Genomic DNA, 14,231 nt, shown 5'->3' on the forward strand with positions numbered 1-14,231 from the left:
CTCGGCAAGACCGTCCCGCACTCGTAGACCGACCCGCTCTACGTTCCGACTGGTTGCGCCCTCACCGGCCGCACACTTCCGAAACCTACGGCCCGTTGTGGAAAATGAGCTCTCAGCATCCTTCGGTGATGCTCAGGACGCCGGCATCGAAGACCGCGCTTGACTTTCCGGTCGGAGTGAGCCAGCACGAGCTGCCCGAGGCGACGTGCACTCTGACGTATATCGCACTGGAACAGTGGTTGTTGTAGTAGATCGTGGTGGACGTGATCCCATCACTGAACGAGTAATTGGCATAGGAGCCCTGCGGTAGGGTGCATGCGAAGCTGTAGCTCGTTTTGGGGCTCACGACTTTCTCCTGAGTAACGGAGTTGGTCGTCGTTGCCGCCCCGCTGACACCCGTTCCGAGTGCGAGCAGGAAACTCGTCACAGCGACTGTGGTCACTATCCGACGCATTTGTTTTCCCCTCATGGAGAAGCGGTTTACTTTGCCTGTTCTCACGTGCCTCAAATGACTATCCATGGCACGCCAGAGGATCACCAGGGGGCTTTTTCAGTCGGCGCGACCAGTAGCTGGCGAGAATTGGGCCCCTCGACTATCGTTTCGCCCAAATTTGTCGCAATAGAAGTTAATTTCGAAAGCGGAGGGTAAGAAAGGTAAGAGTAGCGCCGCCGAGAAGATGATCCACGTCACATCGGCAGTCACCCACATTGGACCGCTGATTCGGGTCGCATGTGCTGTCTGTGTGCCTGGCGGGAGATGGTGCCAAGGCCGGCAAGACGGCTGCCGTGCATCATAACGGAGTCGAAGCACGCCGAGCCCAACATCCCTCGGACTGCCTGGAGTTGCCGCGCCGGTATGGTGGCAGGGCTGAAGTGGTGGTCGGAGACATGGAGCGATGGATCACGCATGAATGTTGAAGGTGACGGCAGCCGCGCAGCCGCATCCGAGCCCGGGCACGGGCCGCGGCGTCGTGCCCGGCATGCGGTGCCGGACGGGGCCGCCCACGATTTCGAGACGCTCCAGATTCGCCGAGTTCCCGGCTCTGCCTCGGTCATCAATTCTGTCGTAGCGGAAGCGATACCGGCCGCCGACAAAGAATCCGACAGTAAGAATTCTTCCGGTCTTCTGAAGTCCAGTGCCTTGATGGCGGCCGGAACGCTGGTTTCACGCTTGACTGGTTTTCTGCGCACTCTGGTCATGGGGACTGCGCTGGGTGTAGGAACACTCAACGACACTTACCAGGTGGCAAATACGCTGCCCACTATGATTTATGTGCTGGTTGGCGGAGGAGCCCTCAACGCGGTCTTCATTCCGCAGCTGGTGCGATCAATGAAAGACGACTCCGATGGAGGCACCGCATACGCCAACCGTCTCATAACTCTGGTCATCGTATTCCTCGGCTCAACCACACTGATATGCGTCATCGCGGCACCAGAATTCATCCGCGTCATGTCGCCCTCGATGGCCGCCCACCCTGACCAAATGCGCGTCGCGATCGCCTTCGCCCGTTACTGCCTGCCCACCATGTTCTTCATGGGAATTCACGTGGTGATGGGGCAGATCCTAAATGCGCGCGGGCGGTTCGGTGCCATGATGTGGACGCCCGTCCTGAACAACGTCCTGATCATCACGGCTTTCGGGTCGTTCGTCTGGGTCTTCGGCACGGCCACCCACTCTGGAATGTCCGCGTCGACGATCACTCCGCAGGGAGTACGTCTGCTCGGTGTCGGCACCCTTCTGGGGCTGGCGGTTCAGGCGCTGGCCATGGTCCCCTACCTGCGCGACTCAGGATTCCGGATCCGCCTCCGCTTCGACTGGCGCGGCCATGGCCTCGGGAAAGCTCTCGGCCTGGCGAAATGGACCTTTCTGTTCGTACTCGTCAATCAAGCCGGCATGGTCGTCGTGACGCGTCTCGCCACCGCAGCCGGCGCGAGCGCGGAGAAGGCTGGACACCCCGGCACCGGCATCACCGCGTACAACTACGCACTTCTGCTGTGGCAGATGCCGCAGGCCATCATCACGGTCTCCGTGATGACGGCCATCCTTCCCCGCATCGCCCGCGCGGCTGCCGACGGCGATCACGGAGCGGTGCGCGACGACATCTCGCAGGGCCTGCGTACATCAGCAGTCGCCATCGTTCCGTGTGCCTTCGCGTTTCTTGCTCTGGGGCTGCCTCTGATCCGGCTGCTCTACGCCGGAGCCGGTGAGGAAGGCGCACGCAATATCGGCTTCGTCCTGATGGCCTTCGCCTTGGGACTGATCCCCTATTCGGTGCAGTACGTGGTGCTGCGCGGTTTCTACGCCTACGAAGACACCCGGACCCCCTTCTTCAACACCCTCATCGTCGCGCTCGTGAACGCCGTCGGATCCTTCGCCGCCTATCTCCTACTCCCCGCACGGTGGGCAGTGACCGGCATGGCCTCCGCCTACGGCTTGGCCTACATCGTCGGCGTCGGTGTCGCCTGGAAGCGACTCCGCAACCGACTCGGCGGCGACCTCGACGGCCGTCGAGTCATCCGAACTTACGCGCGCCTCATCGCGGCCAGCATTCCCGCATCCCTGGCAGCCGGATCAGTCGCTGTTTGGCTGATGACAGCGATTCACGCTCCAGCCGTCGCCGCGCTCACCGCACTGACTGCGGGAGCGACCGTACTGATCGCTCTGTTCATCCCCCTCGCACGCATGATGCGCATCAACGAAGTCAACGCCATGGTGACCATGGTTCGCGCACGTCTTGGCCGCTGAATATCTCAGCCGACGAGGAACCCACGGGCGGGGCCGCCCCCAGCGTCCCGCCATTCGACACGGACACCAGCGTCCGGCGGGACAGTACTGAGCCGCGCACCCCTCACAGGGACGCGCGGCCTCAGACCGGTCCCCTACCCCAGGTGATCAGTCTCTTCGGCTGTTCCAGGATCGCCGCCACGTCCGCCAGCACCTTCGAGCCCAACTCCCCGTCCACCAAACGGTGATCGAAGGACAGGGCCAGGGTCGTGACCTGGCGGGGCTTCACCTTGCCCTTGTGGACCCACGGCTGGAGCTTGAACGTGCCGACCGCGCTGGCCGCCCGTTGGGCCGTGGAGAGGCTCACTGGCCCCGGAACGCCCTCGCCCCAGGGCCACCCCGAACCGTAGGATCATTGCAACAGCAAGTGACGAGTGATGCCGACGCGACGGGGGCGGGGATACGGCATGGCAGTGCCCGGAAGCGGTATGGGCGAGGGCGGCGGCCCCGACCTGAGAGTGACGTCCAGCGACCTCACCAGGCTCGCGGGCGACCTCGACGACATGCAGGACCACCTCGACCAGCAGGTCAGACGGATGGACGCGGTCGTCGACCGGATCGAGGCGGGTTGGCGCGGCCCGGCGGCGACGGCGTACCGCGAGTTCCACCGCGCGGCGACCGAGGACGCCGTACGCATCCGCGAAGTGATGAAGCTGCTGGAACAGGCCGTGCGGATGAGCCGGGACGGTTTCTCCGCGCACGACATCGAGGTGCTGGAGCGGATGCGGCGCATTCAGGTGGACGTGGGCAGCGAGGTCGACAAGTTGTCCACGCCGAACGTGGAGGGGACAGGGGACACGCCGACTCCACCCCGCAGCAGCCTCGACTCGTTCTGAGAGTTACCGCCCGATATCCAGGGGGATCATGTCGACCGGGCCTTCCGCCGACGACGACCACATCGCCGTCTCCTTCGCCACCCTCCACGGCCTGGCCGCCGAACTGGCGGCGGCTCACCGGGCGGTACTGCGGGGCTGGGGGGAGGGCCGATGAGTACTCCGTCCCCGGGGAACACGAAGATCGATGTCACCCCGTCCGTCCTGTACGGCGTCTCGACGGGCGTGGCCGGCCAGCAGGATCCTCTCGACCGTGGCATCAAGTCGTTCCTCGACGAACTGGCTCGGTATCCGGACGGCGGCGGGCGCGGTACGGCGATGAAGGACTTCACGACCGCCTACCTCAAGGTCGCCGAGCGCTTTCTTGAGGTCTGGGCGAAGTCCGTGGTGAGCGTGGGCGGAGCCGCTGTCGGTTTCACGTCCACCGCCAACAACTACGCGGCGGCCGACGCGGCCACCCACCCGTCCCCCGCGGGACAGGCAACGCCCCGGCCCCTCCCGCATGTCATCGACAAAGCACCCGCGTACGGTCCCGTCACGGATTTCAAGTGGGGTGACATCGACGCGGGTCAGGACCTGATGCAGGAGGCACTCGAAGGCCTGGAAGCCGTGGTCCTGGCCGTCATGCGTCCCCTGCTGGAGCACGAGTGCCGCTGGGGCAAGGCGGCGACGATTCTCCCGCTGCCCAATCACCTGCGTCTGTACTCGATCTCCCAGGCGTGGCGCATGCCGCAGACCACGCTCGGCACGGTCGACGGGACGCTGACGGGGCTCGTCGGCAGCATCACCGACCAGACCGACCAGGACTGGTACAACGCGATGCGGACGTTCTGCAGCACGCTGTGGGGGACTTCCGCCTGGGGGCAGAACCGGGAGGGTTACGACTGGTCCAACGACGACGCGAAGAAGCGCGGGAGCAGCCACCCCGTCTTCGCCGTCCTCTTCGACACCTGCGATGCCATGGTCGACGCGATCTACAACGTCGCGAAGGCCGCCGAGGACGTCCGGGACGATCTGCACCGGATCTACCGCCAGGCAGTGATCGACAGTCTCAAGCAGCTCGATCCCAGAGATCTGGACATCACGGATGCCAAGAGCCTGGTGAAAGGGTTGTGGGAGGCGGGCAAGGGCCTCGTCGCGGATGTTTCCGTCGGGGTCGTGCTGAACATCGACGAAGGCGCCCTGAACGACGCCGTGTCGGCGTACGACAATCGCGTTCATCGACAGGTCGGCGAGATCAACGCGCTCCTTCCGGCATTGGACGAGGCCTGTACGAGCGCACCGACCTTCAACGCCGAATCGGCGAGAGCCGAGGCATTCGGCGCGCGGGCGTTGACAGAATTCAAGGGAGACCCTCTCTACACGGTCCCGGGAGATGACGAGTCCCGTCACCGGTTCCCCGTCGATCTCGCCAATCAGGAAGGCCTGGCAGGTTCGCACGTCATCGACAAGCATGTGGGAAAGACGGACGAACAGCTGGAACAGAGGCTTCGCGACCAGGCGAAGATGCGTCCGGACGGTACGATCGCGCCGATCGCCGCCTCGACATTCACCGACCTCGCGTCGGCCCAGCGTTACACGCAGTCCGTCCTCGACGATCCGCACAACCAGCAGAAGATAGCCAATTGGCTGGCGGGCAACCCGAACCCGGCCCGATCGACGCGGACCCTGGGCCTTCCGTTCAATGATGTCGTCGGCAGGACCTTCACCCGTGGCGACGCCTCCGCCCACGACTCGCATATCGTGAATGTGACCCTGAGGCCCCGTCCTGGAGGTCATCCGCCGTACGTCGTCCTCACGTCGATGCCGAGCGACACGGTCCCGCAGTGAGTCCTGCTGACCTGAGGCAGCCCCATGGAAGGACATCGGTGATCGATTCCACATCTTGGAAATCAGCCCTGCTGGAACTCCTCGGCGGAGCGTTCACCTTCGCGGCAGCGGGACCCCGAGACCACGAGGACTGGCGCCGCGATGTCCAGGCCGTCATGTCGCTGAAGGTCACCGACCCGCGGAAGTGGGGATCCCTCAACTGCCCGCCGCCGACGTCGGGTTCCCGGAATACCGAAGTGAAACCTTTCGCAGATCTGCGCCTCGATGAATTCGATACGCTTCTCTACGCGGTGGGAAATAAATCTGCGACCCAGCTGCTCGTCGCCCTGCAAGGGCAGCACTATCAGGCCGCGAACATCCCGGATTTCGAGAACCGCAAGGATCGGCTTTTCGGTTGCGCCGAGGAAATCCTGTCCCGGTTCGGACAGGAGGCCGCCTACTACACCAATGCGGCCGACGCGCGAACCGACCCGGCCGCTGATCTACTGAACCCCGATACTGAATGGAACTGCTTCTCCGACTTCACCACCGACTGTGGCCTCGTCGTGGTGTCGGACTCCGAAGTGGGAGTTTTCTGGGCCTTCGACGAAGACTGAGGCCGAAGACCGAGGCCGAAGACCGAGAGCGATCGATCCACGCGCACCCTCACCGCCACCTACCCCGAACACGACCGCCGCTAAGGCGAGTTGGACCAGGTGATCCGCGCCTACGCCGGACAGCCGGCCGACGACACCCCGGGACGAGCCCAGTCACGCCCTCGCCATCGCCGAGTCGAGCCGCGCGGCCCCGGTTCGCGGAGACGCGCGGCTCCGTCGGCTACCCCCAGGTGATCAGTCTCTTCGGCTGTTCCAGGATCGCCGCCACGTCCGCCAGCACCTTCGAGCCCAACTCCCCGTCCACCAGACGGTGGTCGAAGGACAGGGCCAGGGTCGTGACCTGGCGGGGCTTCACCTTGCCCTTGTGGACCCACGGCTGGAGCTTGATCGTGCCGACCGCGAGGATCGCGGACTCACCGGGATTGAGGATCGGCGTGCCGGTGTCGATGCCGAAGACCCCGACATTGGTGATGGTCACCGTGCCGCCCTGCATCGCCGCCGGGGACGTCTTGCCTTCCCGGGCCGTCGACACCAACTCGCTCAGCGACTCGGCCAGTTGCGGCAGCGTCTTCGCGTGGGCGTCCTTGATGTTCGGCACGATCAGGCCGCGCGGGGTCGCCGCCGCGATACCGAGGTTCACGTAGTGCTTGAGGACGATCTCCTGAGCCGCCTCGTCCCAGGACGCGTTGATGTCCGGGTTGCGCTTGACGGCCACCAGCAGAGCCTTCGCGATCAGCAGGAGCGGGTTGATCCGCAGGCCCTGCATCCCGTACGCGTCGGACCGCTTCAGTTCCTCGACCAGCTTCATCGTGCGCGTCACATCCACCGTCACGAACTCCGTGACATGCGGTGCCGAGAACGCCGAGCCGACCATCGCCGCCGCCGTCGCCTTGCGGACGCCCTTGACCGGGACGCGGGTCTCCCGAGCCGTGTCGTACGTCGTCGTCGGCACGGCGGTCACGGGAATCGCGGGAGTCGCGGGAGTCGCGGGAGGCTGGGTCGGCTGGACCTCGGGGGGCGTCACCGGTGTCACCGCCGCGTGCACGTCCTCGCGGGTGATGACGCCGTCCGGGCCCGACGCGGTCACCGTCGCCAGGTCGACGCCCAGGTCCTTCGCCAGCTTGCGCACCGGCGGCTTGGCGAGGGGGCGGGGCGGGGACGCCGGCGTCGGCGCGTGGCCGTTCAGTTCCGCCTGTACGGCCGCCGCTGCCGCCGGTGTCTCCTGGGCCGGGACCTCCTGGCCCTTGCGGGGGCGGCGCTTCGTCGCGGACGTGGAGACGCCGTAGCCCACCAGCACCGGGGTGCGGGCCGCGGGCTTGGCCTCCTGCTGGACGGGAGCGGCCGGGGTCTCCTCGGGAGCCGCGGCGCCACCGCCCACCGCGACCGCGATGATGGAGGTGCCCACCGCCACCGTCGTCCCTTCGGGGAAGCGGAGTTCGTGGACCACGCCGTCGTAGGGGATGGGAAGTTCCACGGCCGCCTTCGCGGTCTCCACCTCGCAGACGACCTGGCCGTCGGTGACGGTGTCGCCGGGCTGGACGTACCACTTGAGGATCTCGGCCTCGGTGAGGCCCTCACCCACGTCCGGCATCTTGAACTCGCGTACGGACGCTTCCGCTTCAGTCATCGTCGTCACGACCCTCTCCTCAGTACGCCAGAGCGCGGTCGACGGCGTCGAGCACCCGGTCCAGGCTCGGCAGGTACTCCTCCTCCAGGCGGGCCGGCGGGTAGGGGGCGTGATAGCCGCCGACCCTGAGGACCGGCGCCTCCAGGTGGTAGAAGCAACGCTCGGTGATGCGGGCCGCGATCTCGGCGCCGGAGCCGAAGAACACCGGCGCCTCGTGGACCACGACCAGGCGGCGGGTCTTCTCGACCGAGGTCTGGATCGCGTCGAAGTCCAGCGGGGACACCGAGCGCAGGTCCAGGACCTCCAGCGACTTGCCCTCCTCGGCCGCCGCGTCGGCGACCTCCTGGCAGAGCTTCACCATCGGGCCGTAGGCGGCGAGGGTGAGATCCGTGCCCTCGCGGACCACGCGGGCCTTGTGGAGCGGGCCGGGGATGGCCTCCGTGTTGACGTCGGCCTTGTCCCAGTAGCGCCGCTTCGGTTCGAAGAAGATCACCGGGTCGTCGCTCTGGATGGCCTGCTGCATCATCCAGTAGGCGTCCGACGCGTTCGACGGGCTGACGATCTTCAGGCCGGCCACGTGGGCGAACAGGGACTCGGGGGACTCCGAGTGGTGTTCGACCGCGCCGATCCCGCCGCCGTAGGGGATGCGGACGACGATCGGGAGCTTGACCTTGCCCAGGGAGCGGGCGTGCATCTTGGCGAGCTGGGTGACGATCTGGTCGTAGGCCGGGAAGACGAAGCCGTCGAACTGGATCTCCACGACCGGGCGGTAGCCGCGGAGCGCGAGGCCGATGGCGGAGCCGACGATGCCCGACTCGGCGAGCGGGGTGTCGACCACCCTGCTCTCGCCGAAGTCCTTCTGGAGGCCGTCCGTGACACGGAAGACGCCGCCGAGCTTGCCGACGTCCTCGCCCATGATGAGGACCTTGGGGTCGGACTCCAGGGCGGTGCGCAGCGATTCGTTGATCGCCTTGGCCAGCGGCAGGTTCTTGGAAGTCGCGGTCTGCGCCATGTCACTTACCCCCTTCTTCGTCCGCGAACGACGCCTGGTAGGCGGCGAACTGGGCCCTCTCCTCGTCGACGAGCGCGTGCCCGTCCGCGTACACGTGCTCGAAGAGTGCGAACCGGTCCGGGTCCGGCATGGCACGGACCGCTTCGCGTACTCGCCTGCCCAACGCCTCGGACTCGGTTTCGAGTTCCGCGAAAAATCCCTCGTCCGCGTGGTTTGCGGCCTCCAGATACCGGCGCAGCCGCAGGATCGGGTCCTTCGCCTCCCAGGACTCGCGCTCCTCGTCGGCCCGGTACTTCGTCGGGTCGTCGGAGGTGGTGTGCGCGCCCATGCGGTAGGTGTACGCCTCGACGAGCGTGGGGCCCTCACCGCCGCGGGCCCGCTCCAGCGCCCACTTGGTGACCGCGAGACAGGCCAGCACGTCGTTGCCGTCGACGCGGACGCCCGGGAAGCCGTAGCCCTGCGCGCGCTGGTAGAGCGGGACGCGGGTCTGCTTCTCGGTGGGCTCGGAGATGGCCCACTGGTTGTTCTGGCAGAAGAACACGACCGGGGCGTTGTAGACCGCGGAGAAGGTGAACGACTCGGCGACGTCGCCCTGGCTGGAGGCGCCGTCCCCGAAGTACGCGACGACGGCGCTGTCGGCGCCGTCCATGGTCACGCCCATCGCGTAGCCGGTGGCGTGCAGCGTCTGCGAGCCGATGACGATCGTGTAGAGGTGGAAGTTGTTGACGGTGGGGTCCCAGCCGCCGTGGTTGACGCCCCGGAACATGCCCAGCAGGTTGGTCGGGTCGACGCCCCGGCACCAGGCGACGCCGTGCTCGCGGTAGGTGGGGAAGACGTAGTCGTCCTCCCGGGTGGCCCGCCCGGAGCCGATCTGGGCGGCCTCCTGGCCGAGCAGCGAGGCCCACAGGCCCAGTTCGCCCTGGCGCTGGAGGGCGGTGGCCTCGGCGTCGAAGCGGCGGGTGAGCACCATGTCGCGGTACAGGCCGCGGAGCTCGTCGGGGGTGATGCCGGCGACGTACTTGTCGTACGGGGCGGTCCTCGCGTTCTTGACTCGCTTGCCCTCGGGCGTCAGCAGCTGGACGAGGTCCGGGTCGGCGCCCTTGGCCTTGCTTCCGGCGCTGCGTCGCGGCTTGCGCGTGGCAGTGCTCTCCACGGTCACGTGTGCTCCTCCGTCGGTCCGGCTCCCCGGGTTCGCCGGGTGCCAGTGCGGCTCACCTGCGCCCCACGGACGCACAGGGTGGGTGCGGTTCGTCGGGAGCAGGCGTGACAGGTGCCCCGGCGAGCGCCCTGCAACAGGCACGTTACCCAGTGGTCCACAATTCTGTGAAACCCCTCCTGACCTGCGATTTTGCTTGGATTTCCAAGTAAATCGGCAAAGTCGGGAACAAGTCCTGGTCACAGCCTTGCAGGGGGCCGGAACAACGGCACGTTATCCCGGTCACCTCGGGCACGGGAAGAGGTCGCGTGTGAGACTTGCCGAGTGCACAGAGACGGAAAAATCAGCGTATTTCTTCTCGATGACCACGAAGTGGTACGCAGAGGTGTCCATGAGTTGCTCTCCGTGGAGGACGACATCGAGGTGGTCGGCGAGGCCGGCACGGCGGCCGACGCGCTGGTGCGGATCCCGGCCGTGCGCCCGGACGTCGCGATCCTGGACGTACGGCTCCCGGACGGCAGCGGGGTCGAGGTGTGCCGGGAGATCCGCGCGCGGGACGACTCGGTGCGCTGCCTGATGCTGACCTCGTTCGCGGACGACGAGGCCCTGTTCGACGCGATCATGGCGGGCGCCTCCGGGTACGTCCTGAAGGCCATCCGGGGGAACGAACTGCTGAGCGCCGTACGGGACGTGGCGGCCGGGAGGTCGCTGCTGGACCCGGTGGCGACCGCCCGGGTGCTGGAGCGGCTGCGCAACGGCGGGGCCGCTCCGGACGACGGGTTCGAGGGGCTGACCGACCAGGAGCGCAGGATCCTCGATCTGATCGGGGAGGGGCTCACCAACCGGGCGATCGGCGAGCGGCTGCACCTCGCGGAGAAGACCATCAAGAACTACGTGTCGAGCCTGCTCTCCAAGCTCGGCATGGAGCGGCGGTCGCAGGCGGCGGCGTTCGTGGCGCGCAGACAGGCCGAGCGGCAGCGGCATTAGGGACCAAAGACCTCTCCCCCGGGGCCGCTGACGCGCCGACAGTGGTCACATGTCCGAGGACGCACAGCCGGCCATCGCCCTGCTCTCCCGCACCGACCGGGGCAGGGTGGCCACCACGCTGCGGGCGCTGCCCTTCCTGGCCCTCGCCGGGCACATCGTCCAGGACGGCGGGCTGCTGCTGCGCATGCCCCGGAGCCACGGCCACCACCACGCGTGCGTGGGCAGTGTCGTCGCCTACGGGGCCGACAACCTGGACTCGGCGGGACCGGGCGAGGACCTGTGGTCCGTGCAGGTGATCGGCACCTGCGAGCGCTACGAGCCGACGGCGGACCAGGTCGCCCGCTTCGGCCCGGCCCGGGACGCGATGGTGTACCTGCGCATCGAACCGCGGTTCGGCGCCGTGCACGCGGTGGACGGCGGTCTGGAACGGCGCTTCGGGCCCACCCTGTGACCGAAAGCGACCACCGAAGACCGAGCGGTGACTTTCTGTGACAAACCGCAGTTCACAGGCCCGTCCCGTGCCCTAGCATCGGCCGCGTGCCGCCTTTATGTGTACCACCCCCCGCGCCCCATGCGCCCCCGTTGCGCGCCCTCCTGAGCCGGTACTCCGCCGGGTCCGCCGTCACCTGCGAACCCGTCGAACAGGGCCTCCTCAACCGCGGCTACCGGCTCCGCACCACCCGGGGCCACTACTTCCTCAAGCACCACTTCGACCCCGAGACCGCCGACCCGGCGGCCATCGCCCGCCAGCACGCGGCGACCCGTCGGCTGGCCGACCTCGGTGTCCCCGTCGCCCCGCCGCTGCCGGACCGCGACGGCCGTACGGTCGCCGTCGTGGGCGGTCGCACCTACGCCCTGCACCCCTGGATCGACGGCCGCCACCGCCACGGCGGCCAGCTGACCACCCTCCAGTGCGGACGCCTCGGCGCGCTGCTGGGGGTCGTGCACGCGAGCCTGGAGCGGGTGATGCCGGGACAGCGCGGGGAGTGCCCGCCGGGCGCCGACCCCGCCGACACCTTCGCCCTCATCGACGACCTGCTCGGACACGTCCGCAGGCACCGGCCCGCCGACGCCTTCGACGAACTGGCCCGCCACCGGCTGCTGGAGCGGCGGGAACTGCTGGAGCGGCACACGGACCGGCGCCCGCCGCACGGGGGTTCCGTGGGCTGGGTGCACGGGGACTTCCACCCGTTCAACCTGCTCTACAAGGGCGACGCCCCCGCCGCGATCGTCGACTGGGACCGGCTCGGCGTGCAGCCCCGCGCGGAGGAGGCCGTACGCGCCGCCGCGATCTTCTTCGTACGGCCCGACGGGGCGCTCGACCTGCCCAAGGTGCGGGCGTACGCGCGCGCGTACCGGCGGGCCGCGGGCGCCACCCCCGGCGAACTCGCCGCCGCCGTGCACCGGGTGTGGTGGGAGCGGCTCAACGACTTCTGGATGCTGCGCTGGCACTACGAGCGCGGCGACACCCGCGCGGACCCCCAGTTCCCGGCGGCCTCGGCGCTCGCCGTGTGGTGGACCCGGGAGTACGACGCGGTGTGCGGGGCCTTCATGGAGTGCGCCGCCTGAAGACGGCCTTCACGGAGTGCGCCGCCTGATGACGGCGGCCCCTTGAGAACGGCCTCCCTGAGGACCGCCGAAAACGGCACGCGCGCGTGGACCCCTGCCAACGGGGCACACGCGCGCGTGTCGCGATGCGTGCGGGTCAGCCGCCCAGGGCGCCCGCGACGGTGCCGGTACCGCCGTCGTCACCGGGGTCGCCCGTGGTCGCCGGGTCCGACGAGGTCGGCGCGGACGGGGTGTCCGAAGGCTCCTCGGAGACCGTCGCGGACGGGGTGCTCGACGGCTGCTCGGTGGCCGTCTCGGACGGCGTGTACGAGGGCGTCCGCGACGGTGTGTAGCCCGAGCCGGAGCTCGTGCCGCTGTCGTCCGTCTGCGTGTCCGAGGGCGTGGCCGACGCCTCGTCGCTCGGCGTCTCGGTGGCCGTGTCGTCGGTCGCGGACTGCGAGGTCGTGGGCGACTGCGAGGTGCCCGAGCCGCCGCTGCCGTTGCCGGTGGTGTTCATGGCCAGCGCCACGCCCGCCGCGATGGCGATCACCGCGAGCACGGCCAGGATCCACAGCTTGCCCCGGCCGCTGCCGCGGTTGCCGTGCCCCTCGAAGCCGCCGTCGTCGCCGTTGCCGTAGCCGCCCGGCAGGATCGGCTGCGGGATCTGCGCGGTGCCGGAGGGGTCGCCCTGGGGCATCACGGTCGTGCCGGCGAAGCCCCCCGGAGGGGTTCCCTGCGCGTTGGCCACGGTCACCGGGCCGGTGTTCCAGGTGCCGGTGTGGCCGCCCTGGTCGTAGAGCATCTGGAGGCCGTACTGGACCAGCCCGCGCATCTCCTCGGCCGTCTGGAAGCGGTCGTCCGGGTCCTTGGCCAGTGAGCGCATGACGAGGCCGTCGAGCTCCGGCGGGCAGACGCCGTTCGAGGTCTGGGACGGCGGGACCGGGATGTCCTGGACGTGCTGGTAGACCACCGACAGCGGGGTCTCGCCGGTGAACGGGGGCCGCAGCGCGAGGAGTTCGTACAGCAGGCAGCCCGTCGCGTACAGGTCGGAGCGGTGGTCGACGGCCTTGCCGAGCGCCTGCTCCGGGGAGAGGTACTGGGGCGTGCCCATGACCATGCCGGTCTGCGTCATCGTCGTGGACGCCCCGTGCAGGGCGCGCGCGATGCCGAAGTCCATGACCTTGACGGCGCCGTTGTGCGTGATGATCACGTTCGCGGGCTTGATGTCGCGGTGCACGATGCCGTGCTGGTGCGAGTAGGCGAGCGCCTCCAGGACCCCGGAGACGATGATCAGGGCCTGCTCGGGTCCGGGCGCCTCGGCGTTGAGGAGCAGATCGCGGATCGTGCGCCCCTCGACGATCTCCATGACGATGTAGGGCACGGACTGGGCGCCGCCCGCGCCGTAGCCGCCCGTGGACACCGTGTCCTCGCCGGAGTCGTACACGGCGACGATCGCGTGGTGGTTGAGCCCCGCCACGGACTGGGCCTCGCGCGTGAAGCGGGCCTTGGAGGTCGGGTCCTCGGCCAGGTCGGAGCGGAGCAGCTTGACGGCGACCGTGCGCCCGAGCCGGACGTCCTCGGCCGCGAAAACCTCGGCCATACCGCCCCGGCCCAGTCTGTGGGTGAGCCGGTAGCGGCCGTCGCCGACCAGTCCGCCGTTGCCCCACAGTTCCGGTGCGTCCGACATTCCGCCGCCAGCCGCCTCGGGGTCGGACGGGCCCTGAGCGTGCTGCTGTGCCATCAGTCCTCGCCGTCGTTTCTGCCCGCGGTGCGCGCGGTGTTGTCACGGTCTCCGTCGGCCACGCTACAGGCTCGGCGCAAGCCGTCGTTCCGGGATCAGTGCCGGAATCGTCCGTG

The 14,231-nt window shown here is 68.2% G+C and carries 12 protein-coding genes and 1 pseudogene; 8 read left to right on the top strand and 5 right to left on the bottom strand.

Translation table 11 applies throughout. The annotated features are described in order from the left end of the window. The first annotated feature begins 907 nt into the window (after nt 1-907). A complete protein-coding gene (murJ, locus tag ACIQPR_RS11650) occupies nt 908-2,746 on the top strand; it encodes a murein biosynthesis integral membrane protein MurJ (protein ID WP_403645612.1) in 1,839 nt (612 codons plus the stop codon). 121 nt (nt 2,747-2,867) lie between these two features. Here the strand turns inward: murJ and ACIQPR_RS11655 are convergent. Next, nucleotides 2,868-3,068 (bottom strand): annotated as a pseudogene (locus ACIQPR_RS11655) (2-oxo acid dehydrogenase subunit E2); the annotation flags it as partial. A 124-nt stretch (nt 3,069-3,192) separates the two neighbouring features. Between ACIQPR_RS11655 and ACIQPR_RS11660 the strand changes: the two are divergent. From ACIQPR_RS11660 to ACIQPR_RS11675, 4 genes are read left to right on the top strand one after another with little or no spacing between them, the layout of a single operon-like run. Continuing rightward, nucleotides 3,193-3,621, top strand: a complete 429-nt coding sequence (locus ACIQPR_RS11660) for a WXG100 family type VII secretion target (protein WP_403645614.1) — start codon at nt 3,193-3,195, stop codon at nt 3,619-3,621. 28 nt (nt 3,622-3,649) lie between these two features. Then, nucleotides 3,650-3,775, top strand: coding sequence for a hypothetical protein (locus ACIQPR_RS11665; RefSeq protein ID WP_403645617.1), 126 nt, complete (start codon nt 3,650-3,652; stop codon nt 3,773-3,775). Beyond that, complete coding sequence (locus tag ACIQPR_RS11670; RefSeq protein ID WP_403645620.1) at nt 3,772-5,448, top strand: RNase A-like domain-containing protein; 1,677 nt, start codon at nt 3,772-3,774, stop codon at nt 5,446-5,448. Before ACIQPR_RS11665 ends, ACIQPR_RS11670 begins: the two co-directional genes overlap by 4 nt. Before the next feature lie 38 nt (nt 5,449-5,486). Then, the gene (locus ACIQPR_RS11675) at nt 5,487-6,044 is read left to right on the top strand and encodes a hypothetical protein (RefSeq protein WP_403645623.1); all 558 of its coding nucleotides are present in this window, start codon (nt 5,487-5,489) and stop codon (nt 6,042-6,044) included. Nucleotides 6,045-6,264: 220 nt separating this feature from the next. On the opposite strand, the gene ACIQPR_RS11680 is transcribed toward ACIQPR_RS11675, so the two are convergent. The 3 genes from ACIQPR_RS11680 to pdhA are packed head-to-tail and all read right to left on the bottom strand — an operon-like array spanning nt 6,265 to nt 9,842. Beyond that, nucleotides 6,265-7,680, bottom strand: coding sequence for a dihydrolipoamide acetyltransferase family protein (locus ACIQPR_RS11680; RefSeq protein ID WP_403645626.1), 1,416 nt, complete (start codon nt 7,678-7,680; stop codon nt 6,265-6,267). Nucleotides 7,681-7,690: 10 nt separating this feature from the next. Beyond that, nucleotides 7,691-8,683 (bottom strand): alpha-ketoacid dehydrogenase subunit beta, encoded by a 993-nt coding sequence (locus ACIQPR_RS11685; protein ID WP_403645628.1) that lies wholly within the window; start codon nt 8,681-8,683, stop codon nt 7,691-7,693. 1 nt (nt 8,684) lies between these two features. Continuing rightward, the gene (gene pdhA, locus ACIQPR_RS11690; RefSeq protein WP_403645631.1) at nt 8,685-9,842 is read right to left on the bottom strand and encodes a pyruvate dehydrogenase (acetyl-transferring) E1 component subunit alpha; all 1,158 of its coding nucleotides are present in this window, start codon (nt 9,840-9,842) and stop codon (nt 8,685-8,687) included. A gap of 321 nt (nt 9,843-10,163) precedes the next feature. Here pdhA and ACIQPR_RS11695 point away from each other — a divergent pair, with 321 nt between their 5' ends. The 3 genes from ACIQPR_RS11695 (at nt 10,164) to ACIQPR_RS11705 (ending at nt 12,395) form a co-directional block, all read left to right on the top strand. Continuing rightward, nucleotides 10,164-10,826: a response regulator gene (locus ACIQPR_RS11695; protein ID WP_403645634.1), complete on the top strand. Its 663-nt coding sequence runs from the start codon at nt 10,164-10,166 to the stop codon at nt 10,824-10,826. Nucleotides 10,827-10,875: 49 nt separating this feature from the next. Beyond that, nucleotides 10,876-11,277, top strand: coding sequence for a pyridoxamine 5'-phosphate oxidase family protein (locus ACIQPR_RS11700; protein WP_403645637.1), 402 nt, complete (start codon nt 10,876-10,878; stop codon nt 11,275-11,277). Nucleotides 11,278-11,363: 86 nt separating this feature from the next. Further along, nucleotides 11,364-12,395 (top strand): phosphotransferase, encoded by a 1,032-nt coding sequence (locus ACIQPR_RS11705; protein WP_403645640.1) that lies wholly within the window; start codon nt 11,364-11,366, stop codon nt 12,393-12,395. A 136-nt stretch (nt 12,396-12,531) separates the two neighbouring features. Here the strand turns inward: ACIQPR_RS11705 and ACIQPR_RS11710 are convergent, their stop codons facing one another. Then, nucleotides 12,532-14,115 carry a protein kinase gene (locus tag ACIQPR_RS11710; protein ID WP_403645643.1) on the bottom strand — a complete coding sequence of 528 codons (1,584 nt, stop codon included), beginning with the start codon at nt 14,113-14,115 and terminating at the stop codon, nt 12,532-12,534. Between the last annotated feature and the right edge of the window lie 116 nt (nt 14,116-14,231).

Source organism: Streptomyces sp. NPDC091280 (genome assembly GCF_044768565.1).
GTDB lineage: Bacteria > Actinomycetota > Actinomycetes > Streptomycetales > Streptomycetaceae > Streptomyces.

What these genes read in the sequence shown, in the direction of transcription:
- murJ (WP_403645612.1), top strand. Translation starts at nt 908, where the DNA reads ATGAATGTTGAAGGTGACGGCAGCCGCGCAGCCGCATCCGAGCCCGGG.
- ACIQPR_RS11660 (WP_403645614.1), top strand. Translation starts at nt 3,193, where the DNA reads ATGGCAGTGCCCGGAAGCGGTATGGGCGAGGGCGGCGGCCCCGACCTG.
- ACIQPR_RS11665 (WP_403645617.1), top strand. Translation starts at nt 3,650, where the DNA reads ATGTCGACCGGGCCTTCCGCCGACGACGACCACATCGCCGTCTCCTTC.
- ACIQPR_RS11670 (WP_403645620.1), top strand. Translation starts at nt 3,772, where the DNA reads ATGAGTACTCCGTCCCCGGGGAACACGAAGATCGATGTCACCCCGTCC.
- ACIQPR_RS11685 (WP_403645628.1), bottom strand. Translation starts at nt 8,683, where the DNA reads ATGGCGCAGACCGCGACTTCCAAGAACCTGCCGCTGGCCAAGGCGATC.
- ACIQPR_RS11700 (WP_403645637.1), top strand. Translation starts at nt 10,876, where the DNA reads ATGTCCGAGGACGCACAGCCGGCCATCGCCCTGCTCTCCCGCACCGAC.
- ACIQPR_RS11710 (WP_403645643.1), bottom strand. Translation starts at nt 14,115, where the DNA reads ATGGCACAGCAGCACGCTCAGGGCCCGTCCGACCCCGAGGCGGCTGGC.